The following is a 23,910-nucleotide window of genomic DNA, read 5'->3' as shown; positions in this document are numbered from 1 at the left end:
AACCGCTCTCGGACAAGGACGCGCTCGGGATTGCGATGCAGAGCATGATTGCCAACCTCAGAACCACGGCGGGGATAGCCAACCAGATCGCGAATGGCGATCTCACCGTGTCACCGAAGCCGCTTTCCGACAAGGATGCGCTGGGTCTTGCCCTGGAGCAGATGGTCGAGCGATTGCGCGGCGTGGTTGCCGACGCGATTTCGGCCGCCGAAAATGTTTCGGCAGGCAGCCAGGAGCTTTCGGCAAGTTCCGAACAGGTGTCGCAGGGTGCAACCGAGCAGGCGGCTTCTGCCGAAGAGGCCTCCGCTTCGATGGAGGAGATGGCCTCGAACATCAAGCAGAATGCCGACAATGCCGCCCAGACCGAGAAGATCGCGCGGCAGTCGGCCAAGGACGCGGAAGCCAGCGGCGAAGCGGTAACCCGTGCGGTCGACGCGATGCGGACGATTGCCCAGAAGATCGGCATCGTGCAGGAAATCGCCCGCCAGACCGATCTGCTCGCCCTTAACGCGGCTGTGGAAGCAGCACGGGCCGGTGAACACGGTAAGGGCTTTGCGGTGGTCGCATCGGAAGTGCGCAAGCTTGCCGAACGCAGTCAGTCGGCAGCTGCCGAAATCAGCGCCATGTCGGGCGACACTGTGACGGCCGCACAGGAAGCCGGCGAGATGCTCGGCCGACTGGTGCCCGACATACGCAAGACGGCGGAACTTGTATCCGAGATCAGCGCCGCCTGCCGCGAACAGGATATCGGCGCCGCTCAGATCAATGAGGCGATCCAGCAGCTCGACAAGGTGACGCAGCAGAATGCCGGCGCCTCCGAGCAGATGTCGGCAACTTCCGAGGAGCTTGCCGCCCAGGCCGAAGAACTGCAGACGTCGATCGCCTTCTTCAAGGTCGATACGGCAGGCGGCCGCCGTGACCGCGCGCCGGCTGCCAGGACGCCGGTGCGGGCTCCGGCCCCGGCCGCCGGCCGCAAGCCTCCGGCCAAGAAACCGGCCGCCGGCAGCGTCGCTGCTCAACAGGCGCGAGTGAAGGGATTCGCCCTCGATATGTCGATGGGCGGTCCTGATGACGGCGACGACGAGTTTAGAGAGAGCGCTTAGCGCTCCTCTGAGCAGAACGATTGCGTTCTCCTGGAGAAACGCTTGAGCGCTGTCTCGATCCGCAAATGTTGTGGGCCAGCCAGCATGGCCCGCGACCCACACTTCCGGCGTTTGGGGCGCCGGCAGGTAAGTCTACTGCTTTCTCTCCGTAGGATCTTTTCCGGCTGCCAGGGTGACGGTCCGCAGCCCGGCGCTCATCGCCGGCCGAGGGCTGGGCGTCAAGAAGCTGGCCGCCAACAATGTCGCCGGCCAGCAGGCGGGTGAAAGGTTTCGCTCTCGATCTCTCCATGGGCGGTCCCGATGATGGTGACGCCGAATTCAAGGAAAGTGCATGATCATGGCAACGACATCTCTGGAAGCGCAATTCGTGACCTTCAGCCTCGGCGAGGAAATTTTTGCCGTGCCGGTCGAGGTCGTGCGTGAGATCCTCGACTATGCGGAAGCGTTTAAAATTCCGAATGGTCCCGACTATCTGCTCGGTCTGCGTGATGTGCGCGGGCAGGGCGTGCCGACCATCGATCTTCGATTGAAGCTTGGCATGACGAAGACGGTGCCGACGCCACACACGCGGGTGCTCGTGCTCGACGTGCCGATGGAGAGCCGGCTGCTAACACTCGGCCTCGTCGCCGACCGCGTCTTCGAGGTTACACCGTTCCGGCGTGACCAGATCGAGGCGGCGCCTGACATCGGCGTGCGCTGGCGCTCGGACTATATCGCCGGCGTCGTTCGCCGTGAAAACGGCTTTGTCGTCATCATCGATCTCGCACGTCTGTTGTCGCGCGAGGATGCTTCGATACTGCAATCGGCGGCCTGACCGCTCGTCAACCCGGAGTAATGCGTTCCATGAGTACGGCAGCACGGGTGGAAACCCAATTGCCCGGCGACCGGATCAGCAAGCGCAATTTCGACAAGCTTGCCCGGTTCATCTACGACTATAGCGGCATCAAGATGCCGCCGACCAAGCTGACGATGCTTGAAGGGCGGTTGAGACGCCGCCTTCGCGCGACCGACCATTCGACCTTCGACGATTATTGCGACTTCCTGTTCAATCACGACGGTCTCGCTCAGGAAGCCGTCTATCTGATTGACGTAGTGACGACGAACAAGACCGACTTCTTCCGCGAAGCAAAGCACTTCGACTATCTCCAGAGCGTCGCGTTGCCAGCGATCGTCAACAGCGGCGTGCGCACCATTCGCGCTTGGAGTTCGGCCTGCTCGACGGGAGCCGAACCGTATACGATGGCGATGGTGTTGGCCGAGTTCACTGAAGGCCGCAACGATGTCTCCTACAGCGTTCTGGCGACCGATCTTTCCACCGATGTGTTGCAGACGGCGCGCCGGGGCATCTACCCGGAAGATCTGATTGCGCCTGTGCCGCGGGACCTGCAGCGCAAATATGTGCTCACAGCCAAGCAGCCGGATCGACGGGAAGTGCGCATCACGCCGAAACTGCGCAGCAAGATCGGCTTTGCGCGCATGAACCTGATGGACGAGAAATATCCGATCGGCGACCCGATGAACCTCATCTTCTGCCGCAATGTGTTGATCTATTTCGACAAGCAGACTCAAGCGGGCGTGCTTAGCCGTCTCTGTAGCTGCCTGGCGAAGGGCGGTTATATGTTCATCGGGCATTCGGAATCGATCACCGGCTTCGACCTGCCGCTGCAGCAGGTCTCGAACACGGTGTATCAGCGCATCTAGAGGCGTTTATGGCTAAGAAAATCCGCGTTCTCATCATCGACGATTCCGCCAGCGTCCGGCAGATGCTGGCCCATGTCCTGGAGCAGGATCCCGATATCGAGATCATGGCGGTGGCGTCCGACCCGTTCGTGGCGGCGCGCAGGCTGCAGGAGGAGATCCCCGACGTCATCACGCTCGATGTGGAGATGCCGCGCATGGACGGCATCACTTTCCTGCGCAAGCTGATGTCGCAGCGGCCGATCCCGGTGGTCATGTGTTCGTCGCTGACGGAAGCGGGTTCGGAAACGCTGATCCAGGCGCTGGAGGCCGGCGCCGTCGACGTCATTCTGAAATCGAAGATCGGCGCCGCCGACGGCTTGGCCGATGACGCGTTGCGCATTCGCGAAGTCGTCAAGAGCGCCTCGCACGCCCGGCTTCCCGCCGTGCGCCGCGCCGCCGGTACCATCCGCTCGGCTTCGGCCGAAGGCCCGGCCAAGAAGCTGACGGCAGATGCCATGCTGCCGCCGCCGACGGGGCGGGCAATGGCGAAGACGACGGAGATGGTCGTCTGCGTCGGAGCCTCCACCGGCGGCACCGAGGCGCTGCGCGAATTCCTGGAGGAACTGCCGGCCAATGCGCCTGGCATGGTGATCGTCCAGCATATGCCGGAGAAATTCACCGCCGCCTTCGCCAAACGGCTGAACGGGCTCTGCGAGGTCGAGGTCAAGGAAGCCGCCGACGGCGATCCGGTGCTGCGCGGCCATGTGCTGATCGCGCCCGGCGACAAGCACATGCTGCTCGAACGACAGGGTGCGCGCTATTATGTGAGTGTGAAGACCGGTCCGCTGGTCTCCCGCCACCGGCCTTCCGTCGATGTGCTCTTTCGTTCGGCAGCGCGTTCGGCCGGCTCGAACGCCATGGGGATCATCATGACCGGCATGGGCGACGACGGCGCCCGCGGCATGCTGGAAATGCATCAGGCCGGCGCCTATACGGTGGCGCAGGATGAGGCGAGTTCCGTCGTCTTCGGCATGCCGAAGGAGGCGATCGCCAGGGGAGGGGTCGACCGCATTCTGCCGCTCGATCAGATCGCCCGCGAAGTGCTCATAACGCAGCAGAAGTTCTAATATCGGTTTCAATCGAGCAAGGCCGGCGGTGTCAGGGGATGCCGCCGGGGCATTGATCCTTAGGCGTGCGCGTCAGGCGAGATAACCACCATCGATCGTCAAGCTGGCGCCGGTGACGAAGCCGGCTTCGGCGCTGGCGAGATAAGCGGCGAGACCTGCGATCTCTCGATCCTCGCCCAATCTGCCGAGCGCCATCAGCGGCTTGAGACGCTCATGGTCGTCCTCATTGGGGTTCATGTCGGTAACGGTCGGGCCGGGCTGAATATTGTTGACGGTGATGCCGCGCGGACCGAGATCGCGGGCAAGTCCGCGGGTCATCGAGGCAATGGCGCCCTTTGTCATGCTGTAGACCGCCGATGTCGGAAAGCCGCTGCGCTCGGCGGTGACGCTGCCTATGGTGATGATGCGGCCGCCCTCTTTCATATGTCTTGCCGCTGCCTGGACGCCGACGAAGACAGCGCGGACATTGACGGCGAACATGCGGTCGAAATCCTCGAGCGAATAGTCGTCGAGCGGATTGCGGATAAGAATGCCCGCGTTGCTGACGAGAATGTCCAGACCTCCGAAACGGCCGACCGTCAGTGAGACGGCGTTCCTCACAGCTTGTGCATCGGCGCTGTCAGCATGGATCGACAACACCCTTCCGCCCGCTGTTTCCAATTCCTCGACGATCGCCTTCGCCCTCGCTTCGGAATTGGAGTAAGTGAAAGCGACCGCGGCGCCATCGGCAGCAAGTCTTCGTACGATGGCGGCGCCGATGCCGCGTGAGCCGCCGGTGACGAGGGCGATCTTGCCCGAGAGCGGTTGGGACATTTGCGTTTCCTTTCTTTTTGGATCATTTAGTCTAGAATAGAGCGTGAAAAATCTTGATTGTGCGGTATCCGTTCGTTCAGCGAAGGCTCCTGACCGCCAAGCGGGCAATGCGGCGCAGTGTCTCTGGTGAGGCACCGTTGCGGGCACTTATTTTCATGCCCGATAACGCAGCGCCGAGAAAATGAATGGCATCGGAGATCTCGATGTCGTGTGCAAGTTCTCCGGCGCTGCGAGCCTGCTTGAGGAGGACTTCAAGGGCTGAATGCAGTGCCCGGCCGGCGCTGTCGGTAAGAGCTCCGATCTCCGCGTCGGTGCGGCCGAATTCGCAAATGGCGCTGACGCCGAGGCAGCCGCGCTTCGCCTCGGCTGCAGGACGGGAAGCGAAAGCGACAAGCGCGCTTTCCAGCGCCTGAATCGGTTGGCCCGGAAGGCGAAGGTCAGCGACGATCTTGCCGATGCTGTCGGCATTGTAGCGCTCCAACGCTTCGAGATAGAGACCGCGCTTGTCACCGAACGTGTCGTACATGCTTTGCCGGCTGATCTTCATCGCTCTCAGCAGTTCGTCGGTGGATGTGCCCTCATAGCCGTGCTCGGAAAACACGCCGATGGCGGCATGCAGGGCGTCATCGCGATCGAATTCCTTGTGTCGTGCCATGATCAGCAATTAGCATTTTCTAGACTGATCTGTCCAGAATAAATCGATGGTTTTCGACGAGACACGGCGACATGCGTGCCTCCCCTTGAAATTTCCGCGATTTTGTGGTCTTGAGGCCGCCAATCTTTGCAGCGCTGCCTGTCATGCATGTTCAGGGACATTCCCGCCCCTGGCAGCGCGCCTCGTATCAGTCCCAAGGAAAATGTGCAGATGGCCCGTTCAGCTCTTCTCAATGTCATGGTTCAGGCTGCCCTCAAGGCAGGAAAATCGCTGGGGCGTGATTTCGGCGAGGTGCAGAACCTGCAGGTTTCGGTGAAGGGACCCGGCGACTTCGTTTCCGCCGCCGACCGCAAGGCCGAAAAGATCGTCCGGGAAGAGCTCATGAAGGCGCGTCCGACCTACGGCTTCCTGGGCGAGGAGAGCGAAGAGATCAAGGGCACGGACGGCGCGCATCGCTGGATCGTCGATCCGCTCGACGGCACGACCAATTTCCTGCACGGCATCCCGGCCTTCGCCGTCTCGATCGCGCTCGAACGCAACGGCGAGATCGTCGCCGCCGTCGTCTTCAATCCGGCGACAGACGAGCTCTATACGGCCGAGCGCGGCGGCGGCGCCTTCCTCAATGACCGGCGCCTGCGCGTCGCTGCCCGCCGGGCGCTGTCGGATTGCGTGATCGGCTGCGGCGTGCCTGCGCTCGGAAAGCGCAATCACGGCAAGTTCCTGGTCGAACTTCGCCACGTGATGGGCGAAGTTGCGGGCATCCGCCGCTTGGGCTCGCCGACCCTCGATCTCGCTCATGTCGCCGCCGGACGTTTCGACGGTTTCTGGGAAGCGGAGCTTGCGCCCTGGGACATGGCAGCCGGCATCCTGCTCATCCGCGAAGCCGGCGGGTATGCGACCGATTGGGATGGCGGAACGGCCGTTCTGGAGGGCGGCGCGATCGTCGCCGGCAACGAGGCCATCCATAAGGCGCTGATCGAGGTCATCAGGCGGCCGATACCGGCCAAGTGACCGGACGAAAATCCGTCTGTTGTAAAGTCACGGTTTTCGCCCCGGCATACTTCAATTCGGCACAATGTTGCTCTAGTCTCCGCAGCAATGAGTTCGGAGGCTGCTGAACCTATGGAAAATGTGAATGTGGCGGAGATCGGCTCCACCGAAAAGACGACGGGCAGCTATGCCCACAGGCTTTCCAGCCCTATGCCCTTCCTTTGGACGATGCTGCTTTTCCTCGTCATCGTCGGTTTCATTGCCGCCATCCTCTTCAGGCAGACGCAGACTGCCTTCATGCACAATCCCGGCCTCAACGGCCTGATTCTCGGCGTTCTCGCCGTCGGCATCATCCTCGTTTTCAACCATGTGCTGGCGCTTCGCCCCGAAGTGCGCTGGTTCAATTCCTTCCGCGCCGCAGGCAGCGCCGACAAGGTCAACCGCAATCCGCGGCTGCTTGCGCCGATGCGCGCCCTGATCGGCGGCCGCAAGAGTTCGGTGGCGCTGTCGACGACGGCACTGCGCTCGATCCTCGATTCGATTGCCACCCGCCTCGACGAATCACGTGACGTTTCGCGCTACCTGATCGGCCTCTTGGTCTTCCTCGGCCTGCTCGGCACCTTCTGGGGCCTCATCGGCACGATCGGTTCGATCAGCACCGTCATCCAATCGCTCGATGCCAGCTCGAACGGCACCGGAGACGTGCTCTCGGCGCTGAAGGAGGGACTTTCCACGCCGCTTTCAGGCATGGGCCAGGCCTTCTCCTCCTCGCTGCTCGGTCTTTCCGGCTCGCTTATTCTCGGCTTCCTCGACCTGCAGGCCGGCCGCGCACAGAACCGCTTCTACATGGAGCTGGAAAACTGGCTCTCCTCGGTCACCGATGTCGGCTCCGACCTTGCGCCGGCGCTCGACGCCGTTGCCGGGTCTTCCTCTGACGACATGCGCGCACTCTCCGAGTATCTGCGAAAGGTCTCCGAAGAAGGCGGTGTCGGCAACCAGCGCTCCGTCGCCGCCATGGCAAGCCTTGCCGAAGGTATTCAGGGACTCGTCAAGAACATGCGCAATGAGCAGCAGATGCTGCGCGATTGGATTGAAGCGCAGCAGGACGAGGCGAAAGCAATGCGCCGCACGCTCGACCGGCTCGCCGAGCGCATCGGCCTGCAGGAGCGGGGAGGCGAAAGAACCGAGCGCCATCGCGAGCGTGCAAGCCACACAGAGAAGAGTGAGGGCAAGTAAGCCATGGCTCTTGCCCGCAACCGCCGCCGCGAGCGCACGGTGGATTATTGGCCGGGCTTCGTCGATGCGCTGTCGACGCTGCTCATCGCCATCATGTTCCTGCTGACGGTCTTCGTCGTCGGGCAGTTCATTCTCAGCCGCGAGATCACAGGGCGTGACGAGGTGCTGAACCGCCTCAACAGCCAGATCAACGAGCTGACGCAGCTTCTCGCGCTCGAAAAGGGCAGCAATCAGGATCTGCAGGATTCGGTCGCCAACTTGCAGGCTTCGCTCGCCAGTGCGGAGGGCGATCGCTCGCGACTGCAGGCACTGCTGAACGCAGGTGCGGGCGGTCAGGACGCGGCGCAGAAGCGGATTGGCGCGATGACGCAGGAGCTCGACGAGCAGAAGCAGGTGAGCGAGCGGGCATTAAGCCAGGTCGAACTCTTGAACCAGCAGATCGCCGCACTCCGCAGCCAGATCGCCGCCGTCGAAGCGGCGCTGCAGGCGTCGGAGGAGAAGGATCGGGTCTCGCAAACCAAGATCGCCGATCTTGGCAGCCGACTCAACGTGGCGCTGGCTGCACGCGTGCAGGAGCTCAACCGCTACCGCTCCGACTTTTTCGGTCGCTTGCGCGAAATCCTCTCGGATCGCGAGAATATCCGCATCGTCGGCGATCGGTTCGTATTCCAGTCGGAAGTGCTGTTTCCCTCGGGTGGCGCCGATCTCAATCCGGAGGGGCAGACGGAGATGGCGAAGCTCGCCGCCGCCCTCCTCGATCTCGCCAAGGAAATTCCCCCGGAGATCAACTGGGTGCTGCGCGTCGACGGACATACCGACAATGTGCCGCTTGCCGGAACCGGCCGCTATCGCGACAACTGGGAGCTCTCCTCGGAGCGCGCAATTTCAGTCGTCAAGTTCCTGATCGGGCAAGGCGTGCCGGCCGACCGGCTGGTTGCCGCCGGCTTCGGAGAGTTCCAGCCGATCGCACCGGGTGATACGCCGGATGCCCGTTCCACGAACCGCCGCATCGAACTGAAGCTGACCGAGAAATGATCAGCCCGACTTTGCCTGGCGTGCCTGCTTCAGCCGCTCGGCGAGAAAAGCGCGCACGGCAGGGCTGTCGCTGAGGCCGATCGCTGTCATGTAGGCATCGGCCGCGGCGGCATCGTCGCCGGCTCGTGCCAGAAGAAAGGCACGCACGGCCCAGTAGGGCTGATAGGCCGAAATAGTGCGCGGATCGATCCTGTCGAGCAGGTCCAGACCTTGCGCGGGGCTTAAAGCCCTGCCGACCACCGCCGCTTGGGCCACGCGTGCGCCGAGCGTCGGTTTCATCCTAAGCAGCGCGGCATAGAGCGTCGTCAGCGCCGGCCAGTCAATCGTCCCAGAGAGGCGGCGCGCCGCATGTACGGATTGGATCGCTGCCTGACACTGGTAGGGGCCGAAATGGTTGAAACTCCCGGCCTTGCGCAGCAACGCGTCCGCCTCCGCGATCATGTTCGCGTTCCATGCAACCGGATCCTGCTCGTCCAGCGGCACGTAGCAACCGTTGCCGTCACGCCGGACGTCACGGCGGGCTTCGCAGTGGAGCATCAACGAGAGGAGGCCGAGCGCTTCAGGTTCATCCGGCAGCACCGTCAGAAGCGCCCGGCCGAGCCAGATCGCTTCGCCGGCCAGCGAATGGTGCGCTTCCTCGCCGTCGAGACCGTCCCATCCGAGGCCGTAGGCGGCGTAGATCGCCGAAAGCACGGCGGCGAGCCGCCCAGGAAGTGCGGGTCGAGGCGGAACGGTGAAGGGAATGCCGGCCTCACGAATCTTCACCTTGGCCCGCACCAGCCGCTGGCTCATCGCTTCGGCCGAAACAACGAAGGCCCGTGCGATGGTCTTCGCTTCGATGCCGAGAATGGTCTGCAGCATCAGCGCCGTGTGCACGGAGCTGTCGATGGCTGGATGGGTACAGGCGAAGAGCAGCTTCAGCCGCTCATCGGGAAAGATGGAATTGCCCGCCTCGTTCATGCGCTCCTCCGCTTCCTCGAAGGCGAGCGATATCGTCGTTTGCGCTTTGGTCTCGACGGTGCGGTGACGGGCCGCCTGCATCAGGTTGCGGCGGGCGGCCACCAGCAGCCAGGCTTCCGGCTTGGCAGGAATGCCGCGTTTCGGCCAGACGCGCAGGGCCGCAGCCAGTGCTTCCGACAGTGCGTCTTCCGCTGCCGGCACGTCGCGCGAACGGGCGGCGAGAAAGGCGATCAGCTTGCCATAGGACTGTCGCGCCACCTGTTCGGCAACGCGTCCGGCATCGGGCCGCATTGCCGCTTCACATCTGCAGGCGCGGGCGCACCTCGACCGAACCATTGTCGGAAATTGGAACGCGGGTCGCCCATTCGAGCGCGGTGTCGATGTCAGGAACCTCGATCAGATAGAAGCCCCCGAGCTGTTCCTTGGCTTCCGGATAGGGACCGTCCTGGACATCGTGATCCTCGCCTTTTCGGCGCACGATCGTACCGGTTTCGGGCGCTGTCAGGCCGGCGCCGCCGGTCATGATTCCCGCCTGAACGAGCGCCTTGGTGTAAGCGACCCAGCCATCGCGATAAGTTGGATCGCTGCGGCGGGCGAAATCCTCGGCGGCTTCGCGAATAATGAGAGCATATTGCATGGAAAACTCCTGATCTCGTTGTTGCCTTTGCTTCAGGCGGGCCGACGAAAGCCGTTATGCCTGGTAGAGCGGCTCAGCCGTTCCGAGACAATGAGGCGCGACCGCCGGTCGTTTCGACATGCTTTGAAAAAAATACTGAAAAAAGAAAAAGCGCCGGAAATCCAAAAGAGGATGAGCCGCTCTCAAAGAGACCAACGGCACTCAAGGGCACGAAGAAGCAGGGCGGCGATAGCGCCGCCCGTGTCCTGCCACTCAGGCTTCGGCCTTCGTCTGGTCGACGATTTCGGCGCCGGAGGTATTCTTCTTGATGGATTCGATGGCATTCAGAGCGGACGCCTTTGCCTTGTAGCCCTCGGAACTGAACATGGTTTCCCCGTTCGATGCCTTGAAGCGGAAACGGAATTCGCCTGATTTATCCTTGTAGACTTCGAATTTATACATGGATCTCTCCCGAAACGCTGAAATTGCACCATCAGCGTCCGGGAGGCTAGATCAAAATGGCGAGCTTTTCCACTGCCTTAATGAGAATTGAATTGCCATTGCACTCAGTGGGTGGTCCACAGGAGATATTCCGGACAGACGTCTTCCCATCACTCCATCTGGATGTTCGCGCCCTTGACGACCGGTCCCCATTTGGCAAGTTCGGCTTTCACATGGGCGGCAAGTTCCTCCGGTGTCGAGCCAACGATGGTGGCGCTGAACTCCTTCATGCGTTCGGCAACGGCGGGGTCGGCGAGCGCCTTCTTGGCCGAGGCATTGAGGCGCATTACCACCTCGCTCGGCGTCTTTGCCGGAGCGAAGAGCGCATTCCAAGTATAGGTCTCGTAGCCCGGAATGCCCGACTCCGCGACCGTCGGCACGTCGGGGAAGGAGGGCGCGCGCTCAGCCGTCGTCACCGCCAGCGCCCTCAGCGTGCCCGCCTTGATGTGGCTGGAAGAGGAAGGGAGGTTATCGAACATGATCGGCACCTGGTTGCCGATAACGTCGTTCAATGCCGGCCCCGCGCCTTTATAGGGGATGTGCTGCATGCTGACGCCGGCCATGGACTTGAAGAGTTCGCCGGAAAGATGCAGCGGCGTGCCGTTGCCCGACGAAGCGTAACTGTATTTATCGGGCTCAGCCTTCAGGAGGGCGATCAGTTCCTGCACTGTCTTTGCCGGCAGTTCCGGATTGACGACCAGCACGTTCGGCACGACGACGAGCAGTGAGACCGGCGCGAAATCCTTCTCGGGATCATAAGGGGTCGATTTGAGGATCAGCGGATTGAGAGCGTGGGTCGCGACCGTGCCCATCAGAATCGTGTAACCATCGGGCTCAGCGCGCGCGACGTTGCCGGCGCCGAGGTTGCCGCCGGCGCCGGCAACGTTCTGGACGATCACCTGCTGGCCGAGGTCTTCCGACATCTTCTGCGCGACGATGCGCGCGACGACATCGGTCGAGCCGCCAGCCGCGAAGGGCACGACCATGGTGATCGCGCGATCGGGAAAATCCGCGGCAACGGCAGATCTGCCGAGCCCCAGCGTTGCAGTCAGGCCAAGAGCGAGCGCGAGGCCCGTGCGTCGCGTCATGTTGGAAAGCGCCATTCCTATCTCCTCCCACGATTTCAACAGCAATCCCCACCCAGGGGCATGAAGAGGGTAGGGCGGGAGCCCGGAAAAACAACCGCGGGGAGGCGCAGCGGCGCCAGACTTTCGTCGCGGTGCGACCGGAAGCACCTGCCGGCTATTTGGCGGCGGCAAGCACATCCTCGTTGGCGGCGTCGAATTGCAGCCGGGCGAGGCGCGCATAGATGCCACCGTGGCGGATCAGGCTTTGATGCGTGCCTTCCTCGACGACACGTCCCTCATCCATGACGAGGATGCGGTCGGCCTTCAGCACTGTGGCCAGGCGATGGGCGATGACGAGTGTCGTGCGACCATCCACCAGGCCGTCGAGCGCCTTTTGCACCAGTGTCTCGCTTTCGGCATCCAGCGCGGAGGTGGCCTCGTCGAGCAGCAGCACGGGCGCGTTCTTCAGGATGGCGCGGGCAATGGCGATGCGCTGCCGCTGGCCGCCGGAGAGAGTGACGCCGCGTTCGCCAACCTTTGTCTCATAGCCGTTCTCCAGCCGGGCGATGAATTCGTCGGCCTGGGCGGCAATCGCTGCGGCGCGGACTTCCTCACGCGATGCAACGGGGCGGCCAAAGGCGATGTTGTCATGGATCGAGGCGGCGAAGATGGTGACGTCCTGCGGCACGATGGCGATGCGCTGGCGCAACGCGTCGGGTGTCGCCAGCCGGGCGTCGATACCGTCGATCGTCACGCTGCCCTGCTGCGGATCGTAGAAGCGCAGCAGCAGTGAAAAGACGGTGCTTTTGCCGGCGCCGGAGGGACCGACGATGGCGACGGTTTCGCCCGGGGCAACGGCTAAATCCAAGCCATGCAGGGCCGATTTGCCGGGGCGCGAGGGATAGGCGAAATGTACCCCGGAAAACTCGACCCGACCACGGCTGGGCGAGGGAAGCGCCTCGGGGCTGGCCGGAGCGGCGATCGGCGAGACCTCGTCGAGAAGCTCCGTCAGCCGGTCGGCGGCGCCGGCCGCCTGCGAGAGTTCGCCCCAAACCTCGGACAGCGCGCCGAGCGAGCCCGCGGAGATGACGGCGTAGAGCAGGAACTGGCCGAGCGTGCCGGCCGACAGCGTGCCGGCAAGCACGCTGTGGGCGCCGACCCAAAGCACGGCGACGACGCTGCCGAAGATCAGCGTGATGGCGATCCCGGTCAGCAGCGCGCGCGACCGGATAGCGGCGCGCGCGGCCGCGTAGGCGGATTCGACGGCGCTGCCGTAACGTGTCGCCGCGGCATCCTCGCCGTTGAAGGCCTGTACCGTACGGGTAGCGGCGATCGTCTCGTTGGCGAAGGCGGACGCTTCGGCAAGCGTGTCCTGGGCGGCGCGCGAACGCCTGCGCACCGAGCGGCCGAAGGCGACGAGCGGGAAAACGATCAGCGGGATGGCCCCGATGACGAGGCTCGAAAGTTTCGGCGAGGTCACGACCATCATGCCCATGGCGCCGAGACAGAGAATGAGGTTCCTCAGCGCCACCGAGGCGGTGGCGCCGACGGCTGACTTGATCTGTGTCGTATCGGCGGTCAGACGCGAGATGATTTCGCCGGACTGGTTTACGTCGAAGAAGGAGGGCGACAACCGCGTCACATGGTCGAAGACGTCGCGGCGAAGATCGGCGACGATGCGCTCGCCGATGGTGATGACGAAATAATAGCGCAAGGCGCTCGCGACCGCGAGCACGATCGCCATGACCATCAGCATGGCAAAGTAGCTGTTGATGAAGCTGCCGTCGGACCGGGTGAAGCCGTGATCGATCATGCGGCGCACCGCAAGCGGCAGCGCCAGCGAGGTGACGGCGGCAAGCGTCAGTGAAAACAGCGCGCCGGCCACGAGGCCGCGATAACGCATGACGTAAGGCGTCAGCCTGCCGAGCGGCCGCAGCGACCGCCTCTTGTTTTCCTCAGCCTGTGCCTGTTCTGCCAAATCGTCTCCGTTCGCCCGCAGGAGCCGCGCAATGCAGCCTGTTGGCTCTTGTTATCTAGGCGTCCTTCATGTATAGGCACCGCATCCTAATGGGAAGCCGTAGCCATCACGACTGCGGCTTCATTTATTCAAACGGTTCGTTGGCCGCAACTGCATGCGGCAAATTGAACTCCGGTATCGCAGGAAGATTGTTATGAAGGCAGGCATCCATCCCGACTATCACACGATCAAGGTAGTCATGACCGATGGCACCGAATACGAAACCCGCTCGACCTGGGGTTCGGAAGGCGCTGTCATGAACCTCGAAATCGACTCCAAGTCGCATCCGGCATGGACCGGCGGCAACCAGCAGCTCATGGACCGCGGCGGCCGCGTTTCCAAGTTCAACAAGCGTTTCGGCGGCCTCGGCCTCTAATCGCTTTTGCTGACGGAATTTCGCAAAAAGCCCGGCTCTGCCGGGCTTTTTTGCGTTTCCAGGACGCGTGCAGCGGCAACAAAAAACCGGCCGCGCACTGCGCAGCCGGCTCATTGAATTTCACAGATCGGTCAGTTGTTGCCGAAGGCCGTCTGCAGCAGGGAAAGCTGCGCCTGGACGCTGTTCTGATTGTCATGAACGATTACGGCTTCGGCCGGGCGATAGATTTCGCGATCCAACAGGGCGATGCGGTTCTGCAGACGCAGCGAGCGCTCGACGAGATCCCGGAAGGATTCGGGCAGGTCGCCCCAGCCGGGTGCTGCGCGGTCGACGTTGAAGCCGTCGAGCCGGACCTTGTTCTTCTCGGCCAGCACCTGGTCGCGGGACATTTCGCCGTTGTTGACGGCGCGCTGCAGCAGCAGCCACGAGGCCATCTGCATCAGGCGAGTGGTCAGCCGCATCGATTCAGCCGCGTAGAGGACGGATGCCATGCGCGGCAGAACCTTGGAGGCTGCGCGGCCTTGGCCATCGAGATAGGCGGCGGTCTCTTCGACCAGCGACATGCCTTCGGCGTAGAGTGCCTTGAACTGTGAGGATGCAGCCGCGCGGCCCGCAAAACTGATCGTGTTCAATCCAACTTCCGACATCGCAATAGTCCCTGTTGCACGCAGCTACTTATGGTCAGGTAACGCCGGGGTCGACGGAAAAGTTTCCGTGTCCGGTCTTTATGACTTTAAGATGGTATCATTAGCGCAAATGCGCAAGCCGTTTCTTAAGAAAAGGTTAATCTCCACAGTTTCATGGAAATTCCTCGGCCGCAACAAAAAGAAGAGCCGCAAAAGCGGCTCTCAAGGTAAAACAGGGAGAAAAATCAGACCAATTCACCGCATGGAAAACTGTCTGAGATCCAGAGAAAATCTGGATGAATATAGTAATACCTTATAAAGCTTAATAATTTATTAACATTGCGCCGAATGAAGACTTGAGGTCGGTTCATTTTGCCGCCTAGAACATTGTTCTTCGAGGCTTTTGGCGGATCATGAGCGGAAGAAGCTTTCAGCCGCCTGTCGTCCGGAGGCTTTGCGGGCGGCTTCGGCTTCGAGCCGGGCGATCTCCGCTTTCAGCAATTCCACCCGGGCCTTCAGCTCGTCGACCGAAAGCATGGAGAGATCGGCGCCGATCTCGTGGCCGGGTTTCTTCTGCGGCTGGTCGTCATCGATAAAGCTCATCGGTTCTCCTCCGTTTGCTGGTGGCGGCATAATGCCGAAAAATACGGGCGATACGGAATCGGAATTTAGGCCGATCCGGCCTAAATCCAGCCTCGCCTGGAGCATTTTCCGTTTTTTGCGAGCCACCGGCAAAACCGCAGCGCGGGTTTACCGGAAGTCCTAGCCGAACTTTACAGCAGGATCGCCGCCTTCGGGAGATTTGCCGGTGCCGCGATCGGCCAGCGACATGCTCTGCGGTGTCAGCATCGGCGACGTGCCGGTCGGGATCGTCGTGTAGGCGTCGCGATCGCTGGCCGGGACGGCAGCACGGATGCGGCTTCTGATGATGGCGTAAGCCGTGATCAGCACATGGGCGACGGCCGTGACCAAAAACAGCGCATGCGGGGTGATTGCCGACATAACGGGACCGCCGAGCGTCGGGCCGATGACTGTGCCGATGCCGTAGAGGAGCAGCAGGCCGCCGGAGACCTTGACGAAATCCTCCGACGCCGCGAAGTCGTTCGCGTGTGCAACTGCGATCGGATAGAGCGTATTGGCTACCGCGCCGTAGAGGACAACGAGGCCGATCAGCAAGCCGGGGGATGTCGGGTTCAGCAGAAAGATCAGCAAGCCGGCGATCGCGGCAATGGCCGACAGGGCGGCGAGCACGTAGCGCCGGTCGATACGGTCAGAAAGCCGGCCGGCCGGCAGCTGCATCACGGCGCCGGCAAAGATGGTAGCGCTCATCATGACGGCGATGCTGGTGTCGGAAAGGCCGGCGCCGGCGCCGAAGACAGCACCCAGTGTGCCGTAAGCGCCATTGGCAATACCGACGAGCAGGATGCCGAGGCAGGAAACGGGCGAATTGCGATAGAGCGCCGGCAGGTCGAGGCGCACGGCCTTAAGCGGCTGCGGCGAGGCCGCGGTCGAAAGCGTCGTCGGCAGCATGGCGATGCAATAGAAGATGCCGCAGATCATGAAGAGCACCGGCGTGCGCACATCCTCGAGCGGGATCATCATCTGGCCGGCGACGACGCCGATCAGGGTGATGCCGATATAGAGCGAGAAGATCGCACCGCGGCTCTCGTTGCTGGCACGTTCGTTCAGCCAGCTCTCGATGATCATCGACGTACCGGCGGTGGAGAAGCCAGTGACAGCGCGCAGGATCACCCACCAGATCGGGTCGATGATGATGCCGCTTACCAGCGCGATGATGGCGATGATCGAGATGAAGCCGGAGAAGGCGCGGACATGGCCGACGCGGCGCACCAGTTTCGGCGCCACCAGGCAGCCGATGACGAAGCCTCCGGCCCATGAGGTGCCAAGCAAGCCAAGCGTCGTCGTGGCATAACCTTCGATATTGCCGCGCACCGGAAGCAGGATGCCCTGCAGGCCGTTGCCCATGAAAAGGAACAGCGTGCCAAAGAGCAGCGCGGCGACGGACAACAGATTTCTCTTCATTTCCCCAGACTCGGTCTCAGCAATTGTGAATAGACATAAAGCAAGACCTGCGCCTGCCCAGTCTCAAGATGATTGATTGTGTCCCGGAATGCCTTTACGGCCTGTCGAGATCCTGTGTTCGCGCGGAAAAATGTCCGTCCTGTGACATTCCGAAAAATGGAAAAAATAAAGCATGACAAAGCTGATAGGCTTGCTGCTCATCCTTGCCATGGTGATACAGGTGATCAAGCCGCTCGGTTTTCCCGGTCTGAGACGGCGGATGGATTTCTGGAAGATCGCGCTGATCGCCTTCGGCGTCTGGGCAGTGGCGCTGCTGTCTCGCGACTTCCTGATGTAAACCTCGGAATTATGCCTCGATGCGGCCGTCAGTCCTGTAGGATGATTTCGCCGCGCATGACGGCAACGCAGCTTCCCGAGATGATGACATCGGTGATCGCGCCATCGGATTTCGTGACATCAAGGGCGATGATACTGCGTCGACCCATTTCCACGCCCTGTTCGATGGTGATGCGGGTGTTCATATCGGCCTCCGCCGTGAGCGAGACGAGATAGGCGCCGAGCGCTGCGGAAGCGCTGCCTGTCGCGGGATCCTCGGGGACATTGTCGAGTGGCGCGAACATACGAGCGCGGATATTCCACGGATTTTCGGCTGTCCTGACATAGACGAAGAGCGAGAAGTCGTGGCCGCTCGTGGTCTGGCCGCCGGCAGCCGCCTGGAAGCCCGCGAGGTTCGGACGTGAGGCGGCCAGCGCTTCAAGTCCGTTCAATTCGGCGACTGCGAAGTTCAGGCCGACCGAGGCAAAGACCGGCGCATGTGTGGTCGTGAGAACGAGGCCGGGATCGAGTGAGATGCAGCGGGCGATGGTTTCCTCGGCGACGATACCGCCGATCGTCAGCGGCTGCGGCGCGCGAATAGCGGCGGCCGCGATCTTTCCGCCGCTGCGCTTCAGCCTGACTTCGACGATACCGGCCCGTTCCTCGAAGCGCAGCGTATCGCCGACCGGTTTGCCGAAGATTTCCGCCTGCCGGCCGAGCACATAGGCGGTGCCGACATTGGGATGGCCGGCGAAGGGGATTTCCATCGTCGGGGTGAAGATGCGCACGCGGGCGGAGTTCGCGGGATTTTCCGGCGGCAGGACGAAGGTCACTTCGGAATAGTTGAACTCGGTGGCGATCTTCTGCATCGCCGCATCGGTGAGGCCCCGCGCGTCGGAGATGACGGCCAGAGGATTGCCCTCGAAACGCGTGGAGGTGAAGACATCGACGGTGACGTAGGAAATGGTGTCCATAGCGGCTCCTCTTGCAGCGGGCCGTTATGAGTAATCACGATTTTTCGTGGGGCGAAGCGGTTTCTTGTCGCCGAGACAATGATGAGGGATGTATGTACTCAGGCGTTGAGTTGCTTTTCTTGCTCCCTCTTCTCCCCGCTAGGGAGAATGGGTATGTGGCGGCACTGAGTTCCTCCCTCTACGTCACGGGCACAGAAGTTGCGAGGGAGCCGGAGGGATTGGGCAGGAGCGCGGTTGCCGCCCCCACCCGAATCCCAAATGCAAAAAATCAGGCTGCCTTTTCAAGGTCCTTTTTCCAGCTGCCCTTGGCGGCAAGGCTGTTCATCTCGGCGCGATGCGTGAATTCGCGCTGGCCGGCGGCGACGTTTTCCGGCTTGCCGTTCCAGGCCTTCAGCGCGCTGTCCTGCAGAGCGCGGCCGTAGGAGAAAGTCACGAACCAAGGCAGGTCGGCGGTGGCATTGATGGCCGAAAGGTGCGCGCTTGCCTCTTCGGTCGACTGGCCGCCGGAGAGGAAGGCGATACCGGGAACTGCAGAGGGAACGGTGCGCTTCAGCACCTGGACGGTGCGTTCGGCAACTTCCGCGACCGAAGCCTTGCGGGCATTCTTGCCGTCGATCACCATGTTCGGCTTCAGGATCATGCCTTCGAGGCTGACGCGGGCATCGGCCAGTTCCTCGAAGACGATGCGCAGCGTCGCTTCGGTGACTTCGGCGCAGCGGTCGATATTGTGGTCGCCCGGCTTGCCGTCCATCAGGCATTCGGGCTCGACTATCGGAACGATCTTGGCTTGCTGGCAAAGAGCCGCATAGCGGGCAAGCGCCTGAGCGTTGGCGCGGACCGAACCGCGGGTCGGCAGCGATGAGGAGATGGCGATAACGCCGCGCCACTTAGCGAAGCGGGCGCCGGCTTCATAATATCGGGCAAGGCGCTCGCCGAGGCCATCGAGGCCTTCGGTGATGGTTTCGCCTGGAAAATTAGCCATCGGCTTGGCGCCGGTATCGACCTTGATGCCGGGAATGGAACCGGCAGCGCGGATGATGTCTACGAAAGGCGTGCCGTCTGCAGCCTTCTGGAAAAGCGTCTCTTCGAAGAGGATAACGCCGGAGATATATTTCTTCATCGCCTCGTCGGAGCGGAAAAGCATCTCGCGGTAATCGCGGCGGCTCGTTTCCGTCGATTCGAGGTTGATCGTGTCGAAACGCTTCTTGATCGTGGAGGTCGATTCGTCGGCCGCAAGCAGTCCCCGGCCAGCTGCAACCATCTGCACTGCAATGTCTTCCAGTCGTTCGCTCATTCGTTCTCTCCACAGCATGAAACATCGGCGGTTTAGGATAGGACGGCGATAACAGAAGTTTAGAGTGAGGAAAATGGAGGGCTAAGTCATTGAAACGATTGAATTCAATTCAATCGTTTGAAAATCTGGGATTTTTTCCAGGCGTTGAGCAAAAGACCGCGGAAGGCTCTCGCCACCGCGGTCTATCTACATGTAAAACCTGTCAAATCAGGCGCGGCAGCTATCTGCCGGGGTTGAGGACGGCGACGCCGGGAAGCTCCTTGCCTTCCATCCATTCCAGGAAAGCGCCGCCGGCGGTGGAGACATAGCTGAACTCGTCGGCAACGCCGGCATGGTTCAGCGCCGAGACGGTATCGCCGCCGCCGGCAACGGAGGTCAGTTTGCCGGCCGCCGTGCGCTCGGCGGCGTATTTTGCGGCAGCGACGGTTGCGGCATCGAAAGGCTCGATCTCGAAGGCGCCGAGCGGACCGTTCCAGACGAGGGTCGAGGCCCTCTCGATCCAGGCATTGATGGCCTGGACGGATTTCGGGCCGACGTCGAGCACCATGGCATCGGCGGGGATGGCGTTGATGTCGACCGTTTCGTTGGCCGCGCCTGCCTTGAATTCACGGGCGACGACGCCGTCTTCCGGCAGGATGATGGCGCAGCCGGCGGTTGCGGCCTCGATCATGATCTGCTTGGCGGTATCGGCGAGATCATGTTCGCAAAGCGACTTGCCGACATTAGTGCCGCGAGCGGCGATGAAGGTATTGGCCATGCCGCCGCCGATGACGAGCGCATCGACCTTCTTCACGAGGTTCATCAAAAGATCGATCTTGGTCGACACCTTGGCACCGCCGACGATGGCGACAACAGGGCGAGCGGGGGCACCAAGACCCTTTTCGAGCGCTTCCAGCTCGGCCTGCATGGTGCGGCCGGCATGGGCCGGCAGGTGATGGGCAAGGCCCTCGGTGGAAGCATGGGCGCGGTGGGCGGCGGAGAAGGCGTCGTTGACATAGATATCGCCGTTGGCGGCGAGCGCCTTGGTGAAATCGGGGTCGTTCTTTTCCTCGCCCTTATGGAAGCGAGTGTTTTCCAGGAGCAGGATATCGCCGTCCCTCATTGCGGCGACGGCGGAGGCGGCGGCCTCGCCAATGCAGTCGGAGGCCGTCAGCACGGCATGATCGAGTACTTCCTCGACGGAAGGGGCGATCAGCGACAGCGACAGATCTGGCGAGGGGCCATCCTTCGGCCGGCCGAAATGGGCAAGCAGGATCACCTTGGCACCCTTGCCCGACAGTTCGAGGATCGTCGGCGCCACACGCTCGATGCGCGTCACATCGGTGACCTTGCCGTCCTTGACCGGGACGTTGAGGTCGACGCGGACGAGAACGCGCTTGCCGCGGATATCGGAAAGATCGTCGAGGGTCTTGAAAGAAGGCATGGGGAGGATCCAGTCTTGGTTGGCGGAAGTCGCGCCGACCATAGCAAGGATCATTCGAGACGCAAGGCGTTCAACGGCCGTTTTCGCGTCTCACTTCGTCGCCTCCGGCCGATGCTTTCGGCAGGGTTTCAGCGGCTGCGGCTTCGCGGTTGCGCCGTCCGTTCAGCCGCTCGCGGATGCGCTGGATGATGTCCTTGAGATTGAGGAAGATCGGCAGCGTGATCGCTGGTTCGACCGCTTCCAGCGACATGCCGACTGAGGTGATGTGGTCGTGCTCGTCGAGATCGCGGACGATCAGGATGATCGAGCCGAGACGGACGCGATCGGCGTAATCGGCCTTGCCGCCGAGGCGCTGCCGCATCAACTCGGCGATCGTCAGCCCCTTTTCGGATTCGTTGAGCAGGCCGGGGCCGTAGGCAGCGTCGAGATCGGCGGCCGGGCGGGCAGGCGAGAGCGCGAAGGCGCCGAAGAACTCGGCATCGTCCTCGTCCACCGGCGCGCGGCTGGCGAAGAGGCGGTCGAGCAGGCGGGAATAGCTCGGCACGATGAAGAGATAGACGAGATCGTTTTCGCGCAGCCGCCCGGCATATTGGTAGCGCATCGACTTGCCGTCGCGGATGACGAGGGAGGGGGTCGCCCAGCGCGGAATGCGCTCCCCGCGCAGCACCGGGCTGTCCTTAATAACGCGGTAGGAGAGCAGTTCGTGGTTGGCCGCACCCGGCAGGTCGACCTCGACCTTGTCGACGGCGCCGATGCGCGGCGGGATGATCAGGCCGAGCTTCTTGGCGACGGGTTTAATCGTCCAGCCTTGAACGAGCAGGGAGACCAGCACGATGATGAAGGCGGTATTGAAATAGATCTGACCGTTTTCCAGCCCGCCGAGGATCGGCATGATGGCCAGCAGAATGGAGACGGCGCCGCGCAGACCGACCCAGGCAACGAAGCCGATTTCCTGCTGCGTGTAATCGAAGGGAAGCAGCGACAGCCAGATCGCCAGCGGCCGGGCGACGAAGATCAGGAAGAAGGCAAGCAGGATGGCCGGCACGATAATGTCGGGGAATTGCGACGGCGTGGCGAGCAGGCCGAGCACCAGGAACATGATGATCTGCGCGAGCCAGGTCATGCCGTCCTGGAAGCGCTTGATGGTGCCGATCGCCTGCATCTTGCGGTTCCCGGCATAGATGCCGGCGACGTAGACGGCGAGGAAGCCGCTGCCGCCGGCCGCGCCGGTGAAGGAGAAGACGAGAAGAGCGAGCGCCAGCACGAAGATCGGCGTCAGGCCACGATCCGTGTCGAGCTTGCTGACGATCAGCACGATCATCATGCCGCCGAGCAGGCCGAGGATGACGCCGAGCCCCATCTGCTGGATGAACATGGCGAGCATGCCGATATCGATGCCGGCGTAGCGCTCGCCGCTCGCCAAGACCTCGACAAGCGCGATGGTGAGGAAAATCGCCATTGGATCGTTGGTGCCGGATTCGACTTCTAGCGTCGAGCGCACCTTGTCACGGATGTTGATGCCGCCGATGCGCAGCAGGAAGAAGACGGCGGCGGCATCCGTCGATGCCACGATCGAACCGAGCAGCAGACCTTCGAGCCAGCTGAAGTTCAACAGCCACATGGCAGCGGCGGCAAAGAGCGAGGCGGTGATCAGAACTCCGACCGAAGCGACCGTCAAAGAAGGCACGGCCGCGAGCCGAAAGGCCTGCATCGGCGTGCCGAAGCCGGAATCGAAGAGGATGATGGCCAGGGCAATGGTACCGAGAATATAGGCCAGATAGTTGTTGCTGAATTCGATGCCGAGGCCATCGACACCGGCGGCAAGGCCGATCATCAGGAAGAGAAGAAGCAGCGGGGCGCCGAAGCGGAAGGCGAGCAGGCTCGAAAAAGCAGCAAGAAGCACGAGCGCTGTCGCGACCAGCACCACGATATAAAACGCTTCCATGCCCACCCCTTTCCATCGAATGCTTTGCGGATGCGGCCACCCCCGACCGATCCGTCCGTCTTAACCCCTCCGCTACGCTCGTCGATCCATCAGTAAACGGCAAAACGGCAGAGAAGGGTAGGCCTCGCGGCTTAACCTCGTCTCGTGCTGCATCGTGCTGCTGAACGGCTGCCGGACGGCCACCGACACGGAAATGCTACGGGAGAAACTCCCTAGAAAGAATGTATAAGAAAATCAGGCAAGAGCAGGGCGAAAGGCGAGAAGATCGATTTTTCCTGCGGGTATCCGCAAACCGCAGCAGGATAGGGCACGCTTCTCTGTTCACGCGGCCCGTTCGTCTTGTCTACTGGCGGGAAGAAGGGATTGCCGCCGCCGATTGGCGTTATCCCAACACCGCCTGAAGTGTGATGACGGCGAGAAACGAAAGACCGATGAATACGGCAGCCCGAACGACCAGACGATTGGCCTTTGCCAGCACGACAGGTCTGACGTCCCGCTTGCGATGAAACCGCTGCCGCCGCTTGAGGGTGGCATGGGACAAGCGTTTTTGCGCCTCTGCCATTTATCGCCTCCACTTGCATTTCCTCAATCTATCACGCCTGGCCAGTGGATTGCCAACCGTGATTTCATCCTCGCGGCCACCGAAGCCGTCGCTTCGAGTTGGCCTTCTACTGGAAGGCGGCGATAATCGATTGTCAGTCTTCGGTGTCGTCACCCTCGTCGGTCAGATCCTCGACCGGAACCAGGAAAACGACGAACTCGTCGTCGATGGTCCTTTGCGGATCGTCGTCGAATTCATAGGCGTGCTCGACTTCGCTGGCTTCCTCGGCGGTCGCCTTGCGCAGGCTGAGCGCGGCCTTGCGGTCCCACAGGGGCTTGCCTTCGGATTCCAGGATGGTCAGGTCGTCGCGAAAATCTTCCGCCTCGAAGAAGTGCGTAGCTTCCTCATGGTTTTTCGAGCGAAAGCTGGCAATGGCGCGGCCGGCGATCTCAACGGTAAAGTAATCCATGCATCTCTCCCTATCTGCCCGGCCGCCGATGCGGTTCAGGGCTTCGTGCACCATATCAGGTTTCGCAGTCGATCCGGCGCGGTGCTTATAACAAAGCGGCCCGG

General features: G+C 62.0%; 24 protein-coding genes and 1 pseudogene. 9 read left to right on the top strand and 16 right to left on the bottom strand.

Annotated features, from left to right (window positions below; all coding sequences use genetic code 11):
* Positions 1-44 precede the first annotated feature (44 nt).
* The 4 genes and pseudogenes from GA0061105_RS34060 to GA0061105_RS16640 form a co-directional block, all read left to right on the top strand.
* Positions 45-1,103: pseudogene (locus GA0061105_RS34060) on the top strand (methyl-accepting chemotaxis protein); the annotation flags it as partial.
* Positions 1,104-1,434: 331 nt separating this feature from the next.
* Entirely contained in the window at positions 1,435-1,917 is a 483-nt protein-coding gene (locus GA0061105_RS16650) for a chemotaxis protein CheW (RefSeq protein ID WP_208601659.1), read from the top strand.
* A 29-nt stretch (positions 1,918-1,946) separates the two neighbouring features.
* Positions 1,947-2,804 (top strand): CheR family methyltransferase, encoded by an 858-nt coding sequence (locus GA0061105_RS16645; protein WP_092751579.1) that lies wholly within the window; start codon positions 1,947-1,949, stop codon positions 2,802-2,804.
* Between the two features lie 8 nt (positions 2,805-2,812).
* Complete coding sequence (locus GA0061105_RS16640) at positions 2,813-3,910, top strand: protein-glutamate methylesterase/protein-glutamine glutaminase (RefSeq protein WP_064694377.1); 1,098 nt, start codon at positions 2,813-2,815, stop codon at positions 3,908-3,910.
* Positions 3,911-3,982: 72 nt separating this feature from the next.
* Here GA0061105_RS16640 and GA0061105_RS16635 read toward each other — a convergent pair whose 3' ends face one another.
* Positions 3,983-4,723 carry a 3-oxoacyl-ACP reductase family protein gene (locus GA0061105_RS16635; RefSeq protein WP_064694378.1) on the bottom strand — a complete coding sequence of 247 codons (741 nt, stop codon included), beginning with the start codon at positions 4,721-4,723 and terminating at the stop codon, positions 3,983-3,985.
* A 76-nt stretch (positions 4,724-4,799) separates the two neighbouring features.
* Positions 4,800-5,378, bottom strand: coding sequence for a TetR/AcrR family transcriptional regulator (locus GA0061105_RS16630; protein WP_092751838.1), 579 nt, complete (start codon positions 5,376-5,378; stop codon positions 4,800-4,802).
* Positions 5,379-5,588: 210 nt separating this feature from the next.
* Here GA0061105_RS16630 and GA0061105_RS16625 point away from each other — a divergent pair, with 210 nt between their 5' ends.
* From GA0061105_RS16625 to GA0061105_RS16615, 3 genes are all read left to right on the top strand, one after another.
* On the top strand, positions 5,589-6,389 hold the full coding sequence (locus tag GA0061105_RS16625) for an inositol monophosphatase family protein (RefSeq protein WP_064694379.1): 801 nt from the start codon (positions 5,589-5,591) through the stop codon (positions 6,387-6,389).
* Positions 6,390-6,500: 111 nt separating this feature from the next.
* Positions 6,501-7,604, top strand: coding sequence for a MotA/TolQ/ExbB proton channel family protein (locus GA0061105_RS16620; protein ID WP_064694380.1), 1,104 nt, complete (start codon positions 6,501-6,503; stop codon positions 7,602-7,604).
* Positions 7,605-7,607: 3 nt separating this feature from the next.
* Entirely contained in the window at positions 7,608-8,639 is a 1,032-nt protein-coding gene (locus GA0061105_RS16615; RefSeq protein WP_064694381.1) for a peptidoglycan -binding protein, read from the top strand.
* On the opposite strand, the gene GA0061105_RS16610 is transcribed toward GA0061105_RS16615, so the two are convergent.
* The 5 genes from GA0061105_RS16610 to GA0061105_RS16590 all read right to left on the bottom strand — a co-directional run bounded on the left by GA0061105_RS16610 (position 8,640) and on the right by GA0061105_RS16590 (position 13,761).
* A complete protein-coding gene (locus GA0061105_RS16610; RefSeq protein ID WP_092751577.1) occupies positions 8,640-9,890 on the bottom strand; it encodes an RNA polymerase sigma factor in 1,251 nt (416 codons plus the stop codon).
* A 7-nt stretch (positions 9,891-9,897) separates the two neighbouring features.
* The gene (locus GA0061105_RS16605; RefSeq protein ID WP_064694383.1) at positions 9,898-10,236 is read right to left on the bottom strand and encodes a YciI family protein; all 339 of its coding nucleotides are present in this window, start codon (positions 10,234-10,236) and stop codon (positions 9,898-9,900) included.
* Between the two features lie 252 nt (positions 10,237-10,488).
* Positions 10,489-10,677 (bottom strand): YegP family protein, encoded by a 189-nt coding sequence (locus GA0061105_RS16600; protein WP_064694384.1) that lies wholly within the window; start codon positions 10,675-10,677, stop codon positions 10,489-10,491.
* Positions 10,678-10,826: 149 nt separating this feature from the next.
* On the bottom strand, positions 10,827-11,819 hold the full coding sequence (locus GA0061105_RS16595; protein ID WP_064694385.1) for a Bug family tripartite tricarboxylate transporter substrate binding protein: 993 nt from the start codon (positions 11,817-11,819) through the stop codon (positions 10,827-10,829).
* Between the two features lie 139 nt (positions 11,820-11,958).
* Positions 11,959-13,761 (bottom strand): ABC transporter transmembrane domain-containing protein, encoded by a 1,803-nt coding sequence (locus GA0061105_RS16590; protein WP_092751575.1) that lies wholly within the window; start codon positions 13,759-13,761, stop codon positions 11,959-11,961.
* A 193-nt stretch (positions 13,762-13,954) separates the two neighbouring features.
* On the opposite strand from GA0061105_RS16590, the gene rpmE reads away from it, so the two are divergent.
* Complete coding sequence (rpmE, locus tag GA0061105_RS16585) at positions 13,955-14,176, top strand: 50S ribosomal protein L31 (RefSeq protein WP_009990270.1); 222 nt, start codon at positions 13,955-13,957, stop codon at positions 14,174-14,176.
* Positions 14,177-14,307: 131 nt separating this feature from the next.
* Here rpmE and rcdA read toward each other — a convergent pair whose 3' ends face one another.
* The 3 genes from rcdA to GA0061105_RS16570 form a co-directional block, all read right to left on the bottom strand.
* Positions 14,308-14,823, bottom strand: a complete 516-nt coding sequence (gene rcdA, locus GA0061105_RS16580; RefSeq protein WP_004679442.1) for a protease adaptor protein RcdA — start codon at positions 14,821-14,823, stop codon at positions 14,308-14,310.
* Between the two features lie 390 nt (positions 14,824-15,213).
* Entirely contained in the window at positions 15,214-15,405 is a 192-nt protein-coding gene (locus GA0061105_RS16575) for a DUF1192 domain-containing protein (protein WP_092751573.1), read from the bottom strand.
* A 159-nt stretch (positions 15,406-15,564) separates the two neighbouring features.
* Positions 15,565-16,845 (bottom strand): MFS transporter, encoded by a 1,281-nt coding sequence (locus GA0061105_RS16570; RefSeq protein ID WP_064694388.1) that lies wholly within the window; start codon positions 16,843-16,845, stop codon positions 15,565-15,567.
* A gap of 172 nt (positions 16,846-17,017) precedes the next feature.
* On the opposite strand from GA0061105_RS16570, the gene GA0061105_RS32860 reads away from it, so the two are divergent.
* Positions 17,018-17,182 carry a hypothetical protein gene (locus GA0061105_RS32860; protein WP_092751571.1) on the top strand — a complete coding sequence of 55 codons (165 nt, stop codon included), beginning with the start codon at positions 17,018-17,020 and terminating at the stop codon, positions 17,180-17,182.
* Between the two features lie 28 nt (positions 17,183-17,210).
* Here the strand turns inward: GA0061105_RS32860 and GA0061105_RS16560 are convergent, their stop codons facing one another.
* The 6 genes from GA0061105_RS16560 to GA0061105_RS16535 all read right to left on the bottom strand — a co-directional run bounded on the left by GA0061105_RS16560 (position 17,211) and on the right by GA0061105_RS16535 (position 23,806).
* Positions 17,211-18,134 carry a PhzF family phenazine biosynthesis protein gene (locus GA0061105_RS16560; protein WP_092751569.1) on the bottom strand — a complete coding sequence of 308 codons (924 nt, stop codon included), beginning with the start codon at positions 18,132-18,134 and terminating at the stop codon, positions 17,211-17,213.
* A 268-nt stretch (positions 18,135-18,402) separates the two neighbouring features.
* On the bottom strand, positions 18,403-19,428 hold the full coding sequence (locus GA0061105_RS16555) for a class I fructose-bisphosphate aldolase (RefSeq protein ID WP_064694390.1): 1,026 nt from the start codon (positions 19,426-19,428) through the stop codon (positions 18,403-18,405).
* A 220-nt stretch (positions 19,429-19,648) separates the two neighbouring features.
* The gene (locus tag GA0061105_RS16550) at positions 19,649-20,851 is read right to left on the bottom strand and encodes a phosphoglycerate kinase (RefSeq protein WP_208601658.1); all 1,203 of its coding nucleotides are present in this window, start codon (positions 20,849-20,851) and stop codon (positions 19,649-19,651) included.
* Positions 20,852-20,921: 70 nt separating this feature from the next.
* Positions 20,922-22,796, bottom strand: a complete 1,875-nt coding sequence (locus GA0061105_RS16545; protein WP_092751565.1) for a potassium/proton antiporter — start codon at positions 22,794-22,796, stop codon at positions 20,922-20,924.
* Positions 22,797-23,178: 382 nt separating this feature from the next.
* The gene (locus GA0061105_RS16540) at positions 23,179-23,358 is read right to left on the bottom strand and encodes a hypothetical protein (protein WP_064694393.1); all 180 of its coding nucleotides are present in this window, start codon (positions 23,356-23,358) and stop codon (positions 23,179-23,181) included.
* A 133-nt stretch (positions 23,359-23,491) separates the two neighbouring features.
* Positions 23,492-23,806, bottom strand: a complete 315-nt coding sequence (locus GA0061105_RS16535; protein ID WP_064694394.1) for a hypothetical protein — start codon at positions 23,804-23,806, stop codon at positions 23,492-23,494.
* Positions 23,807-23,910 lie beyond the last annotated feature (104 nt).

Source organism: Rhizobium aethiopicum (assembly GCF_900094625.1).
In the GTDB taxonomy this organism is placed as follows: domain Bacteria; phylum Pseudomonadota; class Alphaproteobacteria; order Rhizobiales; family Rhizobiaceae; genus Rhizobium; species Rhizobium aethiopicum.
Note: the sequence above shows the minus strand (reverse complement) of the source record. Positions and strands in the feature narration are given on the sequence as shown.